The organism is Streptosporangium sp. NPDC004631 (genome assembly GCF_053601935.1).
On the sequence record NZ_JBSGCR010000014.1, the window covers coordinates 1 to 17,709 of the forward strand.

The 17,709-nt window shown below is 71.4% G+C and carries 16 protein-coding genes; 13 read left to right on the forward strand and 3 right to left on the reverse strand.

Annotated features, from left to right (window positions below; genetic code table 11):
- Positions 1-1,332 (forward strand): hypothetical protein (locus ACWEF2_RS16215; RefSeq protein WP_453815904.1); only part of this gene is annotated, 1,332 nt, incomplete at its 5' end.
- Between the two features lie 54 nt (positions 1,333-1,386).
- On the opposite strand, the gene ACWEF2_RS16220 is transcribed toward ACWEF2_RS16215, so the two are convergent.
- The gene (locus ACWEF2_RS16220) at positions 1,387-2,313 is read right to left on the reverse strand and encodes an MBL fold metallo-hydrolase (RefSeq protein ID WP_453815906.1); all 927 of its coding nucleotides are present in this window, start codon (positions 2,311-2,313) and stop codon (positions 1,387-1,389) included.
- Between the two features lie 111 nt (positions 2,314-2,424).
- Between ACWEF2_RS16220 and ACWEF2_RS16225 the strand changes: the two genes are divergently transcribed.
- A complete protein-coding gene (locus tag ACWEF2_RS16225; RefSeq protein ID WP_453815908.1) occupies positions 2,425-2,937 on the forward strand; it encodes a single-stranded DNA-binding protein in 513 nt (170 codons plus the stop codon).
- A 242-nt stretch (positions 2,938-3,179) separates the two neighbouring features.
- On the opposite strand, the gene ACWEF2_RS16230 is transcribed toward ACWEF2_RS16225, so the two are convergent.
- Positions 3,180-4,484 carry a DUF1015 family protein gene (locus tag ACWEF2_RS16230; protein WP_453815910.1) on the reverse strand — a complete coding sequence of 435 codons (1,305 nt, stop codon included), beginning with the start codon at positions 4,482-4,484 and terminating at the stop codon, positions 3,180-3,182.
- A gap of 119 nt (positions 4,485-4,603) precedes the next feature.
- Between ACWEF2_RS16230 and ACWEF2_RS16235 the strand changes: the two genes are divergently transcribed.
- Positions 4,604-5,035 (forward strand): tetratricopeptide repeat protein, encoded by a 432-nt coding sequence (locus ACWEF2_RS16235; protein WP_453815912.1) that lies wholly within the window; start codon positions 4,604-4,606, stop codon positions 5,033-5,035.
- A gap of 61 nt (positions 5,036-5,096) precedes the next feature.
- Complete coding sequence (locus ACWEF2_RS16240) at positions 5,097-6,083, forward strand: HAD-IIA family hydrolase (protein WP_453815913.1); 987 nt, start codon at positions 5,097-5,099, stop codon at positions 6,081-6,083.
- A gap of 339 nt (positions 6,084-6,422) precedes the next feature.
- On the opposite strand, the gene ACWEF2_RS16245 is transcribed toward ACWEF2_RS16240, so the two are convergent.
- The gene (locus ACWEF2_RS16245) at positions 6,423-6,770 is read right to left on the reverse strand and encodes an SCP2 sterol-binding domain-containing protein (protein WP_453815915.1); all 348 of its coding nucleotides are present in this window, start codon (positions 6,768-6,770) and stop codon (positions 6,423-6,425) included.
- Between the two features lie 750 nt (positions 6,771-7,520).
- Between ACWEF2_RS16245 and ACWEF2_RS16250 the strand changes: the two genes are divergently transcribed.
- The 9 genes from ACWEF2_RS16250 to ACWEF2_RS16290 all read left to right on the forward strand — a co-directional run bounded on the left by ACWEF2_RS16250 (position 7,521) and on the right by ACWEF2_RS16290 (position 17,485).
- Positions 7,521-7,694, forward strand: coding sequence for a hypothetical protein (locus ACWEF2_RS16250; RefSeq protein ID WP_453815917.1), 174 nt, complete (start codon positions 7,521-7,523; stop codon positions 7,692-7,694).
- Positions 7,691-8,509: a TlyA family RNA methyltransferase gene (locus tag ACWEF2_RS16255; RefSeq protein WP_453815919.1), complete on the forward strand. Its 819-nt coding sequence runs from the start codon at positions 7,691-7,693 to the stop codon at positions 8,507-8,509. Before ACWEF2_RS16250 ends, ACWEF2_RS16255 begins: the two co-directional genes overlap by 4 nt.
- A 300-nt stretch (positions 8,510-8,809) precedes the next feature.
- A complete protein-coding gene (locus tag ACWEF2_RS16260; protein ID WP_453815921.1) occupies positions 8,810-9,715 on the forward strand; it encodes an NAD kinase in 906 nt (301 codons plus the stop codon).
- Between the two features lie 90 nt (positions 9,716-9,805).
- Positions 9,806-11,518 carry a DNA repair protein RecN gene (recN, locus tag ACWEF2_RS16265; RefSeq protein ID WP_453815923.1) on the forward strand — a complete coding sequence of 571 codons (1,713 nt, stop codon included), beginning with the start codon at positions 9,806-9,808 and terminating at the stop codon, positions 11,516-11,518.
- Positions 11,519-11,667: 149 nt separating this feature from the next.
- Positions 11,668-12,879 carry a putative cytokinetic ring protein SteA gene (gene steA, locus ACWEF2_RS16270; RefSeq protein ID WP_453815925.1) on the forward strand — a complete coding sequence of 404 codons (1,212 nt, stop codon included), beginning with the start codon at positions 11,668-11,670 and terminating at the stop codon, positions 12,877-12,879.
- A complete protein-coding gene (locus ACWEF2_RS16275; RefSeq protein ID WP_453815927.1) occupies positions 12,876-13,841 on the forward strand; it encodes a copper transporter in 966 nt (321 codons plus the stop codon). Before steA ends, ACWEF2_RS16275 begins: the two co-directional genes overlap by 4 nt.
- Before the next feature lie 5 nt (positions 13,842-13,846).
- Positions 13,847-14,713 carry a hypothetical protein gene (locus ACWEF2_RS16280; RefSeq protein WP_453815929.1) on the forward strand — a complete coding sequence of 289 codons (867 nt, stop codon included), beginning with the start codon at positions 13,847-13,849 and terminating at the stop codon, positions 14,711-14,713.
- On the forward strand, positions 14,710-16,365 hold the full coding sequence (gene murJ, locus ACWEF2_RS16285) for a murein biosynthesis integral membrane protein MurJ (protein WP_453815931.1): 1,656 nt from the start codon (positions 14,710-14,712) through the stop codon (positions 16,363-16,365). Before ACWEF2_RS16280 ends, murJ begins: the two co-directional genes overlap by 4 nt.
- Positions 16,358-17,485, forward strand: coding sequence for a glycosyltransferase family 4 protein (locus ACWEF2_RS16290; protein ID WP_453815933.1), 1,128 nt, complete (start codon positions 16,358-16,360; stop codon positions 17,483-17,485). Before murJ ends, ACWEF2_RS16290 begins: the two co-directional genes overlap by 8 nt.
- The last annotated feature ends 224 nt before the right edge of the window (positions 17,486-17,709 follow it).

Consider the following 17,709-nt stretch of genomic DNA (forward strand, 5'->3'; position numbering starts at 1 on the left):
CGTCCCGGTGGTGGGCGTCCTCCCTTCAATCGTGATGATCGTCCGGGTGGGGGCTACCGCGACAATCGCGGTGGTGACCGTCCGTCGTTCAACCGCGATGACCGCCCCAGCGGTGGCCGCCCTCCCCATGCCCGTGATGACCGAGGCGGACGTCCTTTCGGTGACCGTGACGGTGGGTTCCGCGGGGAAGGCGAGGGTTCCCGTACCCGTTACAGCCGGCACGATCGTGACGAGGCCCCGAGCCGTGAGCGCGAGGAGCTGCCTCCGCTCGCTCCCGACATCACCCCGGAGGAACTTGACAAGGAGATCCGGGAAGAGCTGCGCTCCCTTCCGCTGGACCTCGCGGACCTGATCTCCTGCCACCTTGTGGCGGCCACGCGGGCACTCGGGGAGGACGATGCCGAGCGGGCTTACGAGCACACCAAGGTCGCACGCCGTTTCGCGGCCAGGATCGGTGTGATCCGTGAGGCCGTCGGCATCGCGGCCTACCGGGCCGGGCACTTCGCCGAGGCGCTCAGTGACCTGCGTGCCGCCCGTCGTATGACGGGCTCCGACGCGTTCCTGCCGATCATGGCGGACTGTGAGCGTGGTCTTGGCCGCCCCGAGCGAGCCCTGGATCTGGTCCGTTCGAAGGAGGCCGAGCGTCTTGACCGGGCAGGCAAGATCGAGCTCGCCATCGTGGAGTCGGGTGCCCGCCGGGATCTCGACCAGAAGGACGCCGCGGTCATCACCCTCCAGCGTCTGCCCGAACTGCGTGACACGCGTCCGCACCCCTGGTCGGCCAGGCTCGCCTTCGCCTATGCCGACGCCCTGGCCGACGCCGGCCATGAGGACCCCGCCACCGAGTGGTTCGGCCGGGCGATGGCCTTCGACGAGGACGGCGAGACCGACGCGGCCGAGCGCTATGCGGAGTTGACCGGTTCGGTTATCGAGGACCTTGAGGAGGACCTCGACGACGAGGCCGGTGATGAGGCAGCCGAAGCGGAGAACGGCGAGGCCCTCGAAGGGGAGGTGGCGGAGTTCAACGGTTTCGACGCCGACAACGAGTCGGACGTCAGCATTGACGATGCCGCCGACCTGGACGCGCAGATTGAGGCCGAGGACGACCTCGAAGAGTACGAGTCCCTCATCGATCACGTTTCGGAGGAGGAGGCTCCCGTCTCGGAGAAGGCCGTTGGGGAGGCCGAGGAGAGTGCCCAGGGCAAGGTGGAGGAGAAGGTCGAAACCGGTGTCGGTCCGGCCTTCATCGAGCCCGACTTCGGTGATGTCCTGGACGACCCCATCGACGCGGATGAGGACGAGGACGAGGACATGACCAAGAGTAAGAAGTAGTTCCATGCCCGCCTCGGAAGAACGGAACCGCTCTTCCGAGGCGGGCCGTCCGTTCTACGGCTGGACCCGGTCCAGCCAGTGAAGGATGCCCGCGACGTTGGACGGGGCGCCGCTGAGGAGTTCGAACTGCTCGGCGGTCGCGTCGTCGGCCCTCAGTGCGGAGTACCGCTCCCGGGTGCGCTCCCTGACCATTGCCACCGCGTGATCCAGATCCATGCCCTCGGAGCGTGCCTGGCAGGTCAGGTCGACCCAGACGCGGAGCTCCTCCGCTGACCGTTCCAGGGTCTCCGCCACGTCCGTGACCGGCCCGTAGTGGCTGAACAGCAGCCGCTGCGGCCCCAGCGCCTCGAACAGGGCTATCGAATCCAACGCGGTCCGCAGGTCGAAGTCCGGCGGTGGTGTGGCGGGGCGCAGGTCACCTGTCTGCGGGAGGTAGACCCCGGCGGCGTCACCGACGTAGAGGTCACCGGTGCCCGAGTCGATCAGTCCCACGTGGTGCTTGGCGTGACCGGGGGAGTAGTGGCTGCTCAGCGTGCGCCCGTTGCCGAGGTCGATGGCTCCTGTGTCGCCGAGCGCGCGGATGCGCGAGGCGTCGGTGGGCGCCAGCTCGCCGAACAGGCTGTCCAGCCGATCACCCCAGACCATCCGGGCGCTGGCCATCAGCCGGGAGGGGTCGGCCAGATGCCGGGCACCCTTCTCATGAACCACGATCTCCGCCTCCGGGAAGAACCCGGCGATGTCGCCGACCCCGCCCGCGTGATCCAGATGGATGTGCGTGACGACGACGGTGGCGAGGTCACCCGGACCGACGCCGAGAGACGTCAGAGCGTCGCGCACCACCGGTGCGGAGGTGGAGGTGCCCGTCTCCACCAGGCACGGGCGGTCTCCGAGGATCAGATATCCCGCCGTGATGCCCGAATATCCCGCCATCCTTGTGTCGATCTCATAGACCTCTCCGCCGAGGGCGGTGATGTTGTCCACAGGCCACCTCAGAACTGGAAGCGATATCCCCAGAACGGCGTTCTGGCCATTCAGGTGTAGTCCACATCGTAAAGAGTGGTCCTCGATCGGCAGAGATCGGAGGAGGATTCGATGGATCGAAACGAGGTCGTCCTGGTGGGCCGTCTCCCCGAAGCGGTGCGCGTCAGGCCGCTGCAGGGCGGGAGCGCGCTCGGCACCTGGAGGTTGATCGTCCGGAGACGGCAAGGTGGTCGCAGGATCCGGGTGGACACCATCCTGTGCGCGTCGTTCCGACCCGAGGTCACCGTGGCCGTGGCCGAATGGCTTCCTGACGACATGGTCGAGGTGGTGGGCTCGCTCCGCCGCCGCTGGTGGGGAAGTGACGGGGCGAAGTCGTCCGGCTATGAGGTCGAGGTCCATTCGGCCAGACGTCTCGGACGGCGGATCGTCACGACTCTGAGCGGTGGTGACGAGGGGGTGCCGACTTCGATCGCGCCCAGACCTGTGCGTTCACTACTGTCCGTGGAGGGGGCCACGGTGGAGAAGGAGAGACTGCGGGCCTCCGGTTCCGAGCCGGTTCCCCGCTTCGGAAAGGGCGGGCTGGTGCCCGCTCCACGATGCGCGGAGACGCTCTCCCCGAGTTGACTTCCCCTTCCCGGCCAGAGCGGAGGACTCTCACCCCCACGGGTTGGGTTTCCCGCTTCACCGGGTGGCGTCTCCGCTGTTCTCGCGGGTCAGGGCTTACGGTCCCCCGCCGGCCGTCCAGGGGCGTTTCACCTCGCCCCCGGCCGTTTGGCCCCGGTCTGTTCAGCGGCTCCGCACTATTTATGTTTTCTGCACTATTTATGTCATTTATTCGGTTTGCGTGGCTTGCGTTGTTTATGTGGTCAGCCGAGGGCCAGCGTGCGCAGCACCAGCCCGGTGCGGGGCTTGGGGCCGAAGGAGGTGGACTTGCGCGGCACCCGCTCCTCCTGGGCCGCTACCGCGAGCACGTCGTCGACGCTCAGCGGGTTGAGCAGCACCGCCGTTCCCCCCGACTCCCGAGCGAGTCGTATCGCCGTCTCCGGATCATGGTGCACGATGCGCACCGACCGTTCGTCGTCCTGCGTTCCCCAGACCTTGGGCAGCAGAAACTCCGCCAGGACGGCGGTGTTCAGCGCGCACCACCGGGCGGACCGATCGGCGGGCATGGCGTGTGCGAGCTGATCCGGATCCGGTTCGGCGAGCAGATACGCCGCCTCTCCGTCGGAGAGCAGGTAGGCCGGTTCCGCGGCGTCCGCCAGCGCGGCCAGCCCCTCGGAGAGGTCGGCGTACTCCTGCACTTGCCAGGCCCCCTTGGCCTTGGCCAGGGCGTCTTCCAGTGGAAGCTCCGGAACGACCCGGTGGATGGCCTTCAGGTCCGGCGGGTAGGAGGTGGAGTCCACCAGGAGTGCCAGACCGAAGTCCCAGGGCCCCGGCTTCGCGGGCCCGCCTGGGACGCTCGTGCCGGAAGGGTTTGCGCCCGGCGAGGCGTGGTGCTCGCGCTGAAGCGCGAGATAGGTGGCGTACCGGTGGTGACCGTCGGCGATGAGGGCCTGGCGGGTGCGGAGATCGGTGTTGAGGGAGACGAGTTCGCCGGGATCGGTGATGGCCCACAGCCGATGCCGGAAACCGTCACGGGTCTCCAGGTCGACCAGGGGAACCCGGGAGGCGGCGATCCGGTCGACGAGACGGGTGGCGGCGCCTTCCCCGCCCTCGTAAAGCAGGAAGATGGGCTCCAGGTTGGCCTCGGTGGTGCGCATCAGGGCCAGGCGGTCGGCCACCGGGCCGGGCATCACGTCCTCGTGTGGCAGGATGACACGCCGCTCCGGAACCGTCAGGCCCACGTCGCCGATGAGCCCGCGCTGGAGGACCCCCGGCCCGGTCTGCTCGTAGACGTAGACGGCGGGTGTCTCGTCGGCAACCAGCACGCCGGAGGAGAGCCAGGTGTCCAGGGTCTCCCGAGCCTCGGCGTACCGGTGACGGTCGGCGCCGGGAAGGATCAGCCGCACCACGTTGTTGGGATGCGCGTCGAGCAGGTCCTGAACACCGGCCTCCTCGATGAGGTCGTACGGGGGGGAGGTCACCTCGGCCAGATCGTCGACCGCGAACCGTAGGCCGTGAAACGGGCGTAGCACCAGCCCGTCAGGTATCGGCAGTTCAGGATTCGCCATATAGGGCATGCTGCCATAAAGGCCTGAAACGTCCAGGGGTCGCCTCGACGGCGCGGCGGCACCCGGTCCGTCAGGGAATCGGTCAGATCTGTCGTCTGTCGATGAAGGAGGCCTCACGTATGGTCCAAGGACGTAGCGGTCCGTCTGATTCCCCCAACCCCGAGACGGGCGCTCCGGTCGGGGACGTCTACGAATGGTTTCAACGAGGGATGAAACTCCTGGGCGAGGGCAGCCCGGCGGCGGCGGCCGCCCTGCTGGAGCGCGCCGCCGGTGCCGAGCCGGAGTCGCGGAGCATCCGGGAGGCGCTCGCCCGAGCCCAGTTCAACTCCAGGCAGTACGCCGACGCCGCCGACAGCTTTCGGTGGATCATCGACGCCAACCCGACTGAGGACTACGCCTACTTCGGTCTCGGCCTCGCCCTGTGGCGGAGTGGAGACATGGAAGGAGCTCAGGAACCTCTGGCCATCGCCGCGGCCATGCGACCCGACCAGCGGCACTACGTATCGGCCCTGAAAAGTGTCCGGGCGACGTTACGCGCCCGCCGGACGTGAACTCGGATGATGAAATGGGCGAGTGAACACACAGCCGCTGATCGACCCTTATGACACCCTCTTGCTTGATCTGGATGGGGTGGTGTATCTCGGGCGTGACGCCGTACCGGGGGCTCCGGAGGCGTTGCGCCAGGCGGTGGAGCGCGGTGTGCGGCTCGCCTACGTCACCAACAACGCCTCGCGCACCCCCGGTGCGATCGCCCAGCACCTGAGCGCGCTCGGCGCGCCGGCGTCCGCCGCCGACGTGGTCACCTCGGCCCAGGCCGCCGCGCGACTGGTGGCCGAGAGGGTCGAGCCGGGGGCCGCCGTGCTTGTGGTTGGGGGGATGGGGTTGCGCAGCGCTCTGCGCGCCCACGGGCTGCGCCCGGTCAGCACCGCCATGGACACCCCGGCCGCGGTGGTGCAGGGCATCGCTTCTCACCTCTCCTACGGTCTGCTGGCGGAGGGGGCGCTGGCCGTACGGCAGGGGGCACTCTTCGTGGCCGCGAACGCGGACTCGACCATGCCGACCGGCCGAGGCGAGATGCCGGGCAACGGCGCGATGGTCCGGGTGATCGCCACGGCGACCGGGGTGGAGCCGATCGTCGCGGGCAAGCCCGAGCCACCGTTGCATCGCGAGGCGATGTTGCGGACCGGGGCCAGGAGGCCGCTGGTGGTCGGTGACCGGCTCGACACCGACATCGAGGGGGCGACCAACGCCGGAGTGGACAGCCTGCTCGTGCTGACCGGTGTGGCGAGCCCACTGGACCTGCTGACCGCCGCCCCCCGGCACCGGCCCACCTATGTCGCCGCCGACCTGTCGGCCCTGCACCGGCCCTACCCTCGCGTACAGCGAAACGGGGACCGCTGGGTCTGCCGGGGATGGATCGCCCGCTGGGACGGGGGATGCCTCCGTCTCGACGGCCAAGGGGAGGCGATCGACGGGCTCCGGGCGGCCTCCGCCGCGACCTGGGAGGCGGTGGGCGGCGGCCGGGCCGACGAGGACGCGGTGAAGGCCGTCCTCGGCTCCTCTCTCCCCGGACGTGTACCGTCCACGCGAAACGGTTGATGACCGTTTGACGAGCGCCCTTCACCCCCGCGCCCGGCACCGTCCGCCCGGCACCGTCGACGCCCCCTTCTCTGGCGCGGCGCCACCGCCCCGCCCCCTGACAGACGTCCTCCCCCACCGGGACAGGTCACCCCGCCTTCCACCCGGGTGACCCCGGAGGTGGGCATCCGGCGGGGGGCTGGTTCTCCTGGAACGTGTGAATCGGCGAACTACCGGGGGTGTCTCGCTCGTTGTCATGTCAGCAAGGCCGACAGCCGCCTCGCCTCGGGTGGGACGGTTCGGGCGGTCAGTGGGTTCCGTGACGGGGAGTTGCCGTCCGAGTCGCGCGTATGGAGCGGTTCACAGGAGTTTGCGCAGGCGCAGCAGGTCACTGAAGCTGGCATCGATCTTGACCCGGCCACCGAACACCGCGCGTCCCATGTCGAGCTCGCCGTTGACCAGGGAGATCAGATCGTCGCTGCCGATGGTCAGCTTCACGTCGGCGCGTCCGCCACCGGCTGGGGGCAGGTCCTCGAAGGGGCCGAGCCCACCGTGGTGGATCCGGCCGTAGAAGGTGACGTGGAGGTCGCTGATGTGACAGCTGATGCTGCGCTCGACCACGTGCCTGGCACGGCTCTCCTGGTCAAGCTCGTCGAACTGCTCGCCGAGTTTAAGCAGTGCCGCCCGGCACTCGTCGACGCTCGCCATTGTTTGGCGTTCCCTTCTGTTAGGACCGGTCCGAAACCCTCGCACCTACGGACGGTAGCGTTCCACACCAACCCGGTATGTGATCCGGTCCGGTGACGTTGGTGAGGGGGCTTCTGTCATGGTCTCCGGGGCATTGCGGGGATATGGATGCAGGCTGTCGGCCTTGCTGACATGACAACGAGCGAGACACCCCCGGTAGTTCGCCGATTCACACGTTCCAGGAGAACCAGCCCCCCGCCGGATGCCCATGCCCGGGGTCACCCGGGTGGAAAGGCGGGGTGACCTGTCCCGGGGGTGACCTGTCCCGGTGGAGGAAGAGCCTGTCCCGCCGGGGGGCGACGGGCTCTTCGCCGGGGCCGCGCCCGGGCGGACGCCGGTCGCCCGGAGGTTGGGCGCCGGCCCAGGGAGCGGGGAAGAGCCACAGGGGGCACAGCACGACGACTGGGGGCCGCGCCGGGTACCAGCCCGCAGACGGGCGTCGGCAGCCCGGGGCCGGACGGTGGTCAGGGGCGCTCTGGGGGGACGGGGACCGGACGGCGGCCGGAAGAGGTGCGGGGGGCCGGGCTGTGGTCCACAGGGTGGCGTGGGGGCCGGGCGGCGGTCCGGGGGGTGGCGGGGGGATGCCGGGGCGACGACCGCCACGGCTTCCGATACCGTCGACACGTCAACGGGGTCAACGGGAGGGACGGCTCGCGTGGCGTGCACCCGGATGATCATCGAATCGGCCCAGAGCACCTCCGGAGGGGGCGCATGACGGACCTGCCGGAAGACGTCGGCGAGGAGCGGGTGGACACCGCGCTGGGAGGGCTCACCCGTCTTGGCATGGTGCCCGTCTCGGCTCACGTGCACGTGTTCGAGGAGGTGTTCACCGGGCTGGAGCAGGCGCTCGCCTCGGTGGACGGCACCCCGGACCGGCACCGGTGAGCCGGCGGACGCGCCTCGACAGCGAGCTGGTGCGGCGCGGGCTGGCCCGCTCCCGGGAGCAGGCGGCCCAGCTCATCGAGGCCGGCCGGGTCACCGTCGGCGGCCAGACGGCGGCCAAGCCCGCGACCCAGGTGGAAACCGCCTCGGCGATCGTGGTCGCCGAGGTGGCCGAGGGGCCCGACTACGTCTCGCGTGGGGCGCACAAGCTGCTCGGCGCGCTGGAGGCCTTCGGGCCCCGGGGGCTGACCGTCGCCGGGCGCCGCTGCCTGGACGCCGGGGCCTCGACCGGGGGTTTCACCGACGTGCTGCTGCGCAACGGCGCGGCGCACGTGCTGGCCGTGGACGTCGGGTACGGCCAGCTCGCCTGGTCCCTGCGGACCGACGAGCGGGTCACCGTCATGGAGCGGGTCAACGTCAGGGATCTGACACCCGACGCGGTGGGGCAGGCCCCCACGCTGGTGGTCGGCGACCTGTCGTTCATCTCGCTCCGTCTGGTGCTGCCCGCCCTGGTCGCCTGCGCCGCCGAGCGGGCGGACTTCGCGATGCTGGTCAAGCCCCAGTTCGAGGTCGGCAGGGAGCGGGTCGGCGCGGGCGGGGTCGTCAGGGACCCCGAGCTGCGGGCTCGGGCCGTACAGGACGTCGCCGAGGCCGCGCTGAGGCTCGGCCTGACCGTGCGGGGCGTCACCGCGAGTCCGCTGCCGGGCCCGGCGGGCAACGTCGAGTACGTCATCTGGCTGGGCAAGGGCGAGGGTCCCCCGGCGGTCGAGGATCTCACCGCCGAGATCGGGCGCGCGGTGGCGGAAGGTCCCCGGTAGTGCCCACCCCGCGAAAGAGTGGAAATTGACCTCCTCCCCGCGGCTGAGGCCGGGGTATTCCACCCCTGACGGGGTGGGGTTCCCGCTTCACCGGGCCGCGCCCTCGCCGCTTTCGCGAGCCGGGTCCTACCGGCCCTCCACAGGCGTTTCTCCTCTCCGCCGGCCCGGCGGAGAGGAGACGACCACGCATCCGGTGGCCTGGTCGTCGCCACCGCCGGACGACCTGCCGGCCCGTGCGGTGCCGTGCCGCGTTTCCGCCCCCGGGCCAAAGCCCGGCGTCTCCACGCTCAAGGAGTTTCGATGACTGCCGAGCGCATCGTGCTGGTCACCGTGCACACCGGGCGGGGGGCGGCCATCGACAGCGCCCGGCTGGTGATCGGCCGTCTGGTGGACGCCGGCCTGACGGTGCGCGTCCTCAGCGCCGAGGCGGAGTCGATCGGGTGTACGGGCGCCGAGGTGATGCCCGCGGGCGCGGCGGCGGTGCAGGACGCCGAGATGATGATCGTGCTGGGCGGTGACGGCAGCCTGCTGCGGGCCGCCGAGCTGGCCCGGCCGGCCGGGGTGCCGCTGCTCGGTGTCAACCTCGGGCACGTCGGCTTTCTGGCCGAGGCCGAGGTGGAGAATCTGGCGGACGCGGTGGACTGCGTGGTGCGGGGCCGCTACGACGTGGAGGAGCGGATGACCGTCGAGGTCACCGCCCGTCTCAACGGCCAGTTGCTGGCCGACACCTGGGCGCTCAACGAGGCCACGGTGGAGAAGCGCGAGCGGATGCTTGAGGTGGTCGCCGAGATCGACGGGCGCCCGCTGTCACGCTGGGGGTGCGACGGGGTCATCTGCGCCACCCCGACGGGCTCCACCGCCTACGCGTTCTCGGCCGGCGGCCCCGTGGTCTGGCCGGAGGTGGAGGCGATGCTGCTGGTGCCGATCAGCGCCCACGCGCTGTTCGCCCGGCCGCTGGTGGTCTCCCCCCGCTCCACACTGGCGCTGGAGATTCAGCCGGCGACGGCCGGAGCCGTGCTGTGGTGCGACGGCCGCCGCAGGTTCGACCTGCCCGCCGGGACGCGGGTCGAGGTCCGCCGGGCCGAGATGCCGGTACGGCTGGCCCGGCTGCACGGTGTGGAGGACACCGGAGCGCCGTTCACCGACCGGCTGGTCGCCAAGTTCGATCTTCCTGTCCAGGGGTGGCGTGGCCGGGTGCGACCGTAGTTCGTCCGGGCGATCGTGGTCCCGAGCGCGTAGGATCGTGCCCGCGCACCGCACTGATGTTCGGTGAATTCGATGTGACGGGAGGGACCAGTGCGACCCAGGGTCGAGGAGGTCCGTATCCGAGGGCTCGGTGTGATCGACGAGGCCGTCCTGGCCCTCTCGCCGGGATTCACCGTGCTCACGGGCGAAACCGGTGCGGGTAAGACCATGGTGGTGACCGGTCTGGGCCTGCTCTTCGGCGGCCGGGCGGATCCGGCCCGCGTCCGCCCGGGGGCGGACAAGGCCACCGTGGAGGGCACGCTCGTGGTCGATCCGGCGGGCCGGGTGGCCCAGCAGGTGCGGGACGTGGGCGGTGAGGTCGAGGGTGCCGAGCTGATCATCTCGCGGACCGTCTCCGCCGAGGGCCGCAGCCGTGCCTGGCTGGGCGGGCGCACCGTCCCCGTGGGCACCCTCACCTACCTGGCCGAGGACCTGGTGGCCGTACACGGCCAGATGGATCAGCAGCGGCTGCTTCAGCCCGGGCGCCAGCGCGCCGCCCTCGACCGCTACGCGGGTGAGGACCTTCTCAAGCCGTTGCGCGCCTACGAACTGACCTACAAACGGCACAGGCAGGTCGCCGACCAGCTGGCCGAGCTCACGGCCCGGGCTCGGGAGCGCGCCCAGGAGGCCGACCTGCTGCGGTTCGGGCTGGATGAGGTGGAGCGGGCCGACCCCAGGCAGGGGGAGGAGGCCGTGCTGCGCGAGGAGGAGGAGAGGCTCTCCCACGCCGACTCCCTGCGGAACGCCGCGGAGGCCGCGCATCGGGCACTGCTGGGCGATCCGATGTCCGGTGAGCAGGAGATGCAGGACGCCATCGCGCTGGTCGGCCGGGCGCGCACCGTCGTCGAGGCGGTGCGTGACTTCGATCCGGTGCTGGCCGGGATCGCCGACCGGCTCGCCGAGGCCGGGTACCTCATCGCCGACGTGGCCACCGAGCTGGCCTCCTACGCCGAGTCGGTCGAGGCCGACCCGGTCCGGCTCGCGGTCGTGCAGGAGCGCCAGGCCGTGCTCACCCACCTCATCCGCAAGTACGGCCAGGACACCGGTGTGGTGCTCGCCTGGGCCGCGCAGGCCGCGCGCCGTGTCGCCGAGCTCGAAGGTGACGACGAGCGGATCGGCGGGCTCTCCCGCGAGCACGAGGAGCTCACCGTCCGCCTCACCGAGCTGGCCGCCGAGCTGACCCGGGTCCGCGCCGTCGCGGCCGAGCGGTTCGGGCAGGCCGTCACCGAGGAGCTCACCGTGCTGGCCATGCCGCACGCCAGGGTGGTGGTCACCCTGGCAGCCGCCGCCGACTTCGGCCCCCACGGAGTCGACGAGGTCGAGCTGCGCATGTCCCCGCACCCGGCCTCGCCCCCGCTGCCGCTGAACAAGGGTGCCTCCGGCGGCGAGCTGAGCCGGGTCATGCTGGCCATCGAGGTGGTGTTCGCCGGTGCCGACCCGGTTCCCACGTTCGTGTTCGACGAGGTCGACGCGGGGGTGGGCGGCAAGGCGGCGGTGGAGATCGGGCGGAGGCTGGCGCGGCTGGCCCGCACGGCCCAGGTGATAGTCGTCACCCACCTGCCGCAGGTGGCGGCCTTCGCCGACCAGCACCTGGTCGTGGAGAAGGCCGGTGACGGCAGCGTGGTGCGCAGCGGCGTCGTCGCGCTCGACAAGGACGGCCGGGCACGTGAGCTCTCCCGTATGCTCGCTGGATTGGAGGACTCCGAGCTGGGCCGGGCGCACGCGGAGGAGCTGCTGGTGATCGCCGCCGCCGACAAGGCGTGAGTCGCCGCCGGCAGGGCGGAAGAAGGAATACCAGGGGGCGTTTTGGATAGCTCGGGGGAGCGGGGCCGCGTGGGCATCTCCAGTGACGAATCTGACACACCGTCGGCCGCATGGCTCCGGTGGTCTTTCCCTCTGGCAGGATGGTCGTGATGAAGGTGCCGACTGACGGGCTTCAGCGCAAGCTCAACGGTTACCTCCGCCGCAGGAAGGTCACGGACCTTCCCGGGATAACGGCAGTGGCGAGAATCGATCGGCGGACCAAGAGGCTGACCAAGCGCCTCAGGGCCGGGGAAATCGCGATTATCGATCACGTCGACGTTGACCGGGTGAGCGCGGAGGCGCTTGTCGCGTGTGACGCGGCCGGCGTGGTCAACATCGCCTCTGGCATCAGCGGCCGCTACCCCAACCTGGGCCCGCAGATCCTCGTCGAGGCCGGGGTCGTGTTCGTCGACAACGCCACCACCGAGCTGTTCGATCGGATCAAGGACGGCGACCTGGTCAGGCTGCACGAGGGGGTCGTCTACCTTGAGGAGGAGGTGGTCGGCAAGGGCGACGTGCAGACGGTGGAGTCCGTCGATGCCGCGATGGTCGAGGCGCGGGCCGGGCTGACCGTCCAGATCGAGGCGTTCGCGGCGAACACCATGGAGTACGTCCGGCGCGAGCGTGACCTGCTCATCGACGGGGTCGGCGTGCCGGACATCCGGACCGTCATGGACGGGCGGCATGTCCTCATCGTGGTGCGCGGCTACCACTACAAGGAGGACATCGCGGCCCTGCGCCCCTACATCCGCGAGTACCGCCCCATCATGATCGGGGTGGACGGCGGCGCGGATGCCCTCATGGAGGCCGGTTACCTGCCCGACGTCATCGTGGGCGACTTCGACTCGGTGTCCGCCAAGGCTCTGACCTGCGGCGCCGAGCTGGTCGTGCACGCCTACCGGGACGGCAGGGCGCCGGGCCTGGAGCGGGTCCAGCAGCTCGGCCACGACGCCGTGCTCTTCTCCGCGATCGGCACCAGCGAGGACATCGCCATGCTGCTCGCCGACGACAAGGGCGCCGACCTGATCGTCGCCGTCGGCACCCACGCGACGCTGGTGGAGTTCCTCGACAAGGGGCGCTCGGGCATGGCCAGCACCTTCCTCACCCGCCTGCGGGTGGGCGGCAAGCTCATCGACGCCAAGGGCGTCAGCCGGCTCTACCGCAGCCGGATCTCAACCCCGTCCCTGCTCCTGCTCGTCGCCACCACGCTGATCACCATGAGCCTGGCCGTCATCGTCTCCCCGGTCGGCAAGATCTGGCTGGACAGCGTCCGCGACGTCTGGAACGGCTTCATCTTCTGGTTGGTCGGACTCTTCTCGTGATTGATTTCCGCTATCACCTCGTCTCCATCGTCGCGATCTTCCTCGCGCTGTCGGTGGGCATCGTGCTCGGCACCACCCTGCTGAAGGAGCCCGCCATCGACACGGCGGAGAGTCTCGCCAACCAGCTCCGGGTGGGCAACACCGAGCTCCGCGCCGAGCTGAAGGCGGTGCAGAGCCGGCAGGCGGCCAACGACCTCTTCGTCGCGGCCGACACCCCCAGGCTGGTGCGGGACGCGCTCGCGGGTGAGCGTGTCGTCATCGTGGAGGCCCCCGGCAGCGCGGCGGGCATGCGCGAGCTGGTGCAGAAGGTGATCACCGAGGCGGGGGCGACCGTGAGCGGCAGGGTCACCCTGACCGACAAGTACGCCGACGCCGCCCAGTCGGCCTTCGTCGACAAGCTGGCCACCGACGCCAAACCGGTCGACCTGGTCTTCGCCGCCGAGGACACGCCCTACGACAAGGCGGCCGCGGTGCTCTCCGGTGCGATCGTGACCTCCGATCCCGCGCAGGTGGGCAAGTCGAGCCAGGTGGCGGCCTCGACTCTGGAGACCTTCCAGCGGGCCGGCCTGGTGACCTTCACCGAGCAGCCCGCCAAGCGCGCCGACCTGGCCGTGCTGATCGCCCCGGCCGAGCCGTACACCGGGGACGGCGCCACCCAGCAGGCGGCCACGATCGTCTCGATGGCGGTGGGGCTGGACGAGGCGGGACGGGGAGCCGTGCTGACCGGCTCGCTGACGGGCGGCGGGGCCGGCGGGGTCATCGCCGCGCTCCGCGACGACACCGCCGCCGCGGAGAAGGTCTCCACCGTCGACAACGCTGATATGTCCATGGGCAGGGTCGTGGTGGTCTACGCTCTGCGGGAGCAACTGTCCGGGGCCGCCGGTCAGTACGGCATAGGTTCCGGTGTCTCGGGCGTCGAGCCCAGCGCGCCACCCACCCCCACGGCCACCTCCGGAGGATGATCCCCATGGCTCGTCGCGCTATTGCCGGCGCCCTCGCCGGCGTTCTCCTCGGCGCGGTGGCCGCCCGCGCCGCTTACGCGGCCTTCACCCGCAGGCCGCCGGTCGGCGACGTGGAGACCTGGAGCAGGACCAACCACCGGGGCGAGCCGATCACTCTCCTTGAGGGGCCGGCGTTCGTCGCGGGGGCCGCCGCGGCCGCGGCCGCGGTGCCCGGGCTGCCCGCCGGGGTCCGCGCGGCCGCGGTGCTGGCCGTGGCTGGCAGCGGCGGGCTCGGCGCCTACGACGACCTGTACGGCGCCACGGCCTCCAAGGGGTTCAGGGGGCACCTGAGCGCCCTGGCCAAGGGGGAGGTCACCAGCGGCGCGGTGAAGCTCCTCGGCATCGGTGTGACCGGGCTGGCCGCAGCGGCCCTGACCGCCCGCCGTCTCGCCGACATCGTGGTCAACGGCGCGTTGGTGGCCGGTGCGGCCAACCTGGCCAACCTCTTCGACCTGCGCCCCGGCCGGGCCGTCAAGGTCGGTCTGCTCGCCGCCGCACCCCTGCTCGCGGCCGGGCTCCTCCGGGGCGATCCGGTCCAGGCGACCCTGGCCGCGCTGCCCGTCGGCGCCGCGGTGGCGCTGCTGCCCGAAGACCTCGGCGAGCGGGCGATGCTGGGCGACGCGGGGGCGAACGCGCTCGGCGCCCTGGTCGGGCTGGCCGCGGCCGTCACCCTCGGCCGTCCAGGGCGTGTGGCCGTGCTCGGCACCGTGGTCGCGCTGACCGCGGCCTCGGAGAGGATCAGCTTCACCAAGGTCATCGCCGGTAACCCGGTGCTCGACCGCATCGACATGCTCGGCCGCCGTCCCGTGGAGCAGGCACCCGCGGGCCGATGATCAGAAAGATCGGGCAGGGGGTCGCGGGCGCGGCTCTGCTCATCGGGGTCGTGACGGTGTTCGCCCGGATCGTCGGATTCGGCCGTTATGTCGTTCAGTCGCAGACCGTCGGCAACTTCTGCCTGAGCACCGCCTACAACACCGCCAACTACGTGCCCAACATCATCTTCGAGCTGGTGGCGGGTGGTGCGCTGGCCGGGACCGTGGTGCCGGTGCTGGCCTCGGCGGCGTCCAGGTCCGGCACGGATCCCGAGGCCAGGGCGGAGGTCGGCCGGACCACGTCGGCGCTGCTGACCTGGGTCCTGCTGATCCTGGTGCCGTTCACCCTGCTCATCGCCGTATTCGCCGGGCCGATCGTCACGCTGCTGGTCGGCGATGTCGGCGCCGCCGACTGCGAGGTGACGGAGGTCGTCCGGGCCGGCACCGGCATGCTCGTCGTCTTCGCCCCCCGCATGATCTTCTTCGGGCTCGCCGTGATCCTGTACGGCGTGCTCCAGGCACACCGGCGTTTCCTGGGGCCCGCCCTGGCCCCGCTGGTCTCCAGCCTGTTCATCGTCGGCTCCTACCTGGTCTTCAAGCGGGTCGGCGGTGGAGCCGCACGTGACCTGGGAGATCTTGACACCACGGCACAGCTGACGCTCTCCCTCGGCGCGACGATCGCCGCCGCGGCGATGGTGCTCACGGTGGCGGGCCCCATGGCCGGACTCGGGCTCCGGCTCCGGCCCTCGCTGTCCTTCCCCCCCGGGGTCGCGGTCCGCGCCCGGCGGCTCGCCACCGCCGGCATCGCCGTGCTCGTCGCGCAGCAGATCACGCTGACCATGGTGGTCCGGCTGGCCAACGACCTGGGCGGGGCGGGCGCGACCGGTGTCTACACCTACGCCTGGGCGCTGTACCAGCTTCCGTTCGCGGTGCTGGTGGTGCCGATCGCCACCAGCTCGTTCCCGGTGCTGTCCACCCGGGCCGGCGACGGGGACCTGGCCGGGTTCGACGATCTCACCTCCGTCACCACCCGGGTGATCCTGCTGGTGACGGGGCTCGCGGCCGGGGTCATGGCGGCGGTCGCCGTGCCCGTCTCCCGGGTGTTCGTGGAGGGCACGCCCGGTGGGGACCCGGCGGAGATGGCGGGGGCCGTCGTGTTCTTCGCGCCCGGCCTGGTGGGGTACGCGCTGATGTTCCACCTCGCCCGCGTCCTGTACGCCTGCGGCCGGGGCAGGTCGGCCGCGATCGCCTCGGTCGCAGGCTGGGTGGTCGCGCTGCTGGCCCAGGTCGTGCTGGCCCGTGCCACCGGTGACCGGCCGGCCGTGGTGGGGCGGCTGGCGCTGGGCAGTACGGTCGGCATGACCCTGGGCGGGGTGCTGCTGGTGCTCGCGGTGCTGCGGGCCAGGGGCGCGGCGGCGCTGGCCGGGGCGTGGCGTGGCCTGCTCGCCGCGGTGGCCGGCGGCCTGGCGGCCTACGCGGCCGGCCTGGCCGTCGCCACGGCCTTTGACGACGTGTCCAAGTGGATGTGCGTGGCGGTCGGGCTGGGAGCGGCGCTGGCCGGTTCGGTGGCGTTCGCGGCAGTGGCCGCGCTGGTCGACGGACCGGACGTCCGGATGCTGCTGGTGCGGTTCGGGCGGGTGTCCGGTCCGGAGGGGAGTCGTACCGATGACTGACACGGGAGCGCGGGTGGCGCTGGTGCTGGGGACCAGCGCGGGCGGGGTCGGGCGGCATGTGGCCATGCTGGCCGCCGGCCTGGTGCGCCGGGGACACCCGGTGGTGGTGGCCGGTCCGCCGGCCACCGAGGAGACGTTCGCGTTCGGCCGGCTCGGGGCGAGGTTCGTGCCGGTGCCCGTCTCGGACCGGCCCCGCCCGCTGAGCGACCTGCGGGCGGTGCGGACGCTGCGGGCCCTGCGCGGGGCACACGTCGTGCACGCGCACGGACTACGGGCCGGAGCGCTGGCCGCGCTCGCCCTGACCGGCACCGGGACCGGCCTCGTGGTCACCCTGCACAACGCGGCCACCGCGGGCGGAGTCGTCGGCGCGATCCACGGTGTCCTCGAACGGATCGTCGCCCGCCGCGCCGACCGGATCCTGGTGGTCTCGCCGGATCTGGGGGAGCGGATGACCGGGCTGGGGGCCGGGCACGTCGAGGCCGCCGTGGTCCCGGCGCCGCCCCTGCCCGCCCCGGCGCGCAGCCCGGGGCGGGTCCGGGCGGACCTCGGCACGGGGGAGCGGCCCGTCCTGCTGACCGTCGCCAGGCTCGCCCAGCAGAAGGGGCTGGAGACCCTCCTCGACGTGGCGGCGGCTCTCGGCTCCGGCCGGGACTCCGGGGAGGGCGCCGGGCGGTCCGGGCGCCGGGCGGTGTTCCTGATCGCGGGGGACGGGCCCCTCCGCGGGGAGCTGCAGCGGCGAGTCGACCGGGAGAACCTGCCGGTGCGGCTGCTCGGGAACCGGGACGACGTGGCGGATCTGCTCGGTGTGGCCAGGGCCCTGCTGGTGCCCAGCCGATGGGAGGGGCAGCCGCTGAACGTGCAGGAGGCGCTGCGGGCGGGCACGCCGGTGATCGCCACCGCGGTGGGCGGCATCCCGCCGATGGTGGGCGAGGCGGGGCTGCTGGTGCCGTACGGGGACGTCGCCGCGATGCGTGCCGCGGTCGAAAGGGTGCTCGCCGACGACGGTCTCGCCGGGGCTCTGGGGGAGGCGTCCGCCCGCCGGGGCCGGGAGCTGCCCGGCGAGGAACAGGCGCTGGAGGCGGTGCTGGCGATTTACGCAGACCTGCCCAAAACGCGCTGACCATGTGGAACGTGGGGACGACCGGAACCGTCGGCGCGCACCTGACCCCTGAATTAGGTGTTACCAGGCCACAGATCTATACTTGCTTGGTTAGGGAGGGGAGTATCCCTTCGTGACAGTCCCGTCATCACGGTGTTGCCTCGCTCCACGAGGCCCCCGGGGCTGTCGGTCCGCGCAGGCTTCATGTGGGCGGGAGAGACCTCCGGCAGTCAGTCGCGCGCGCC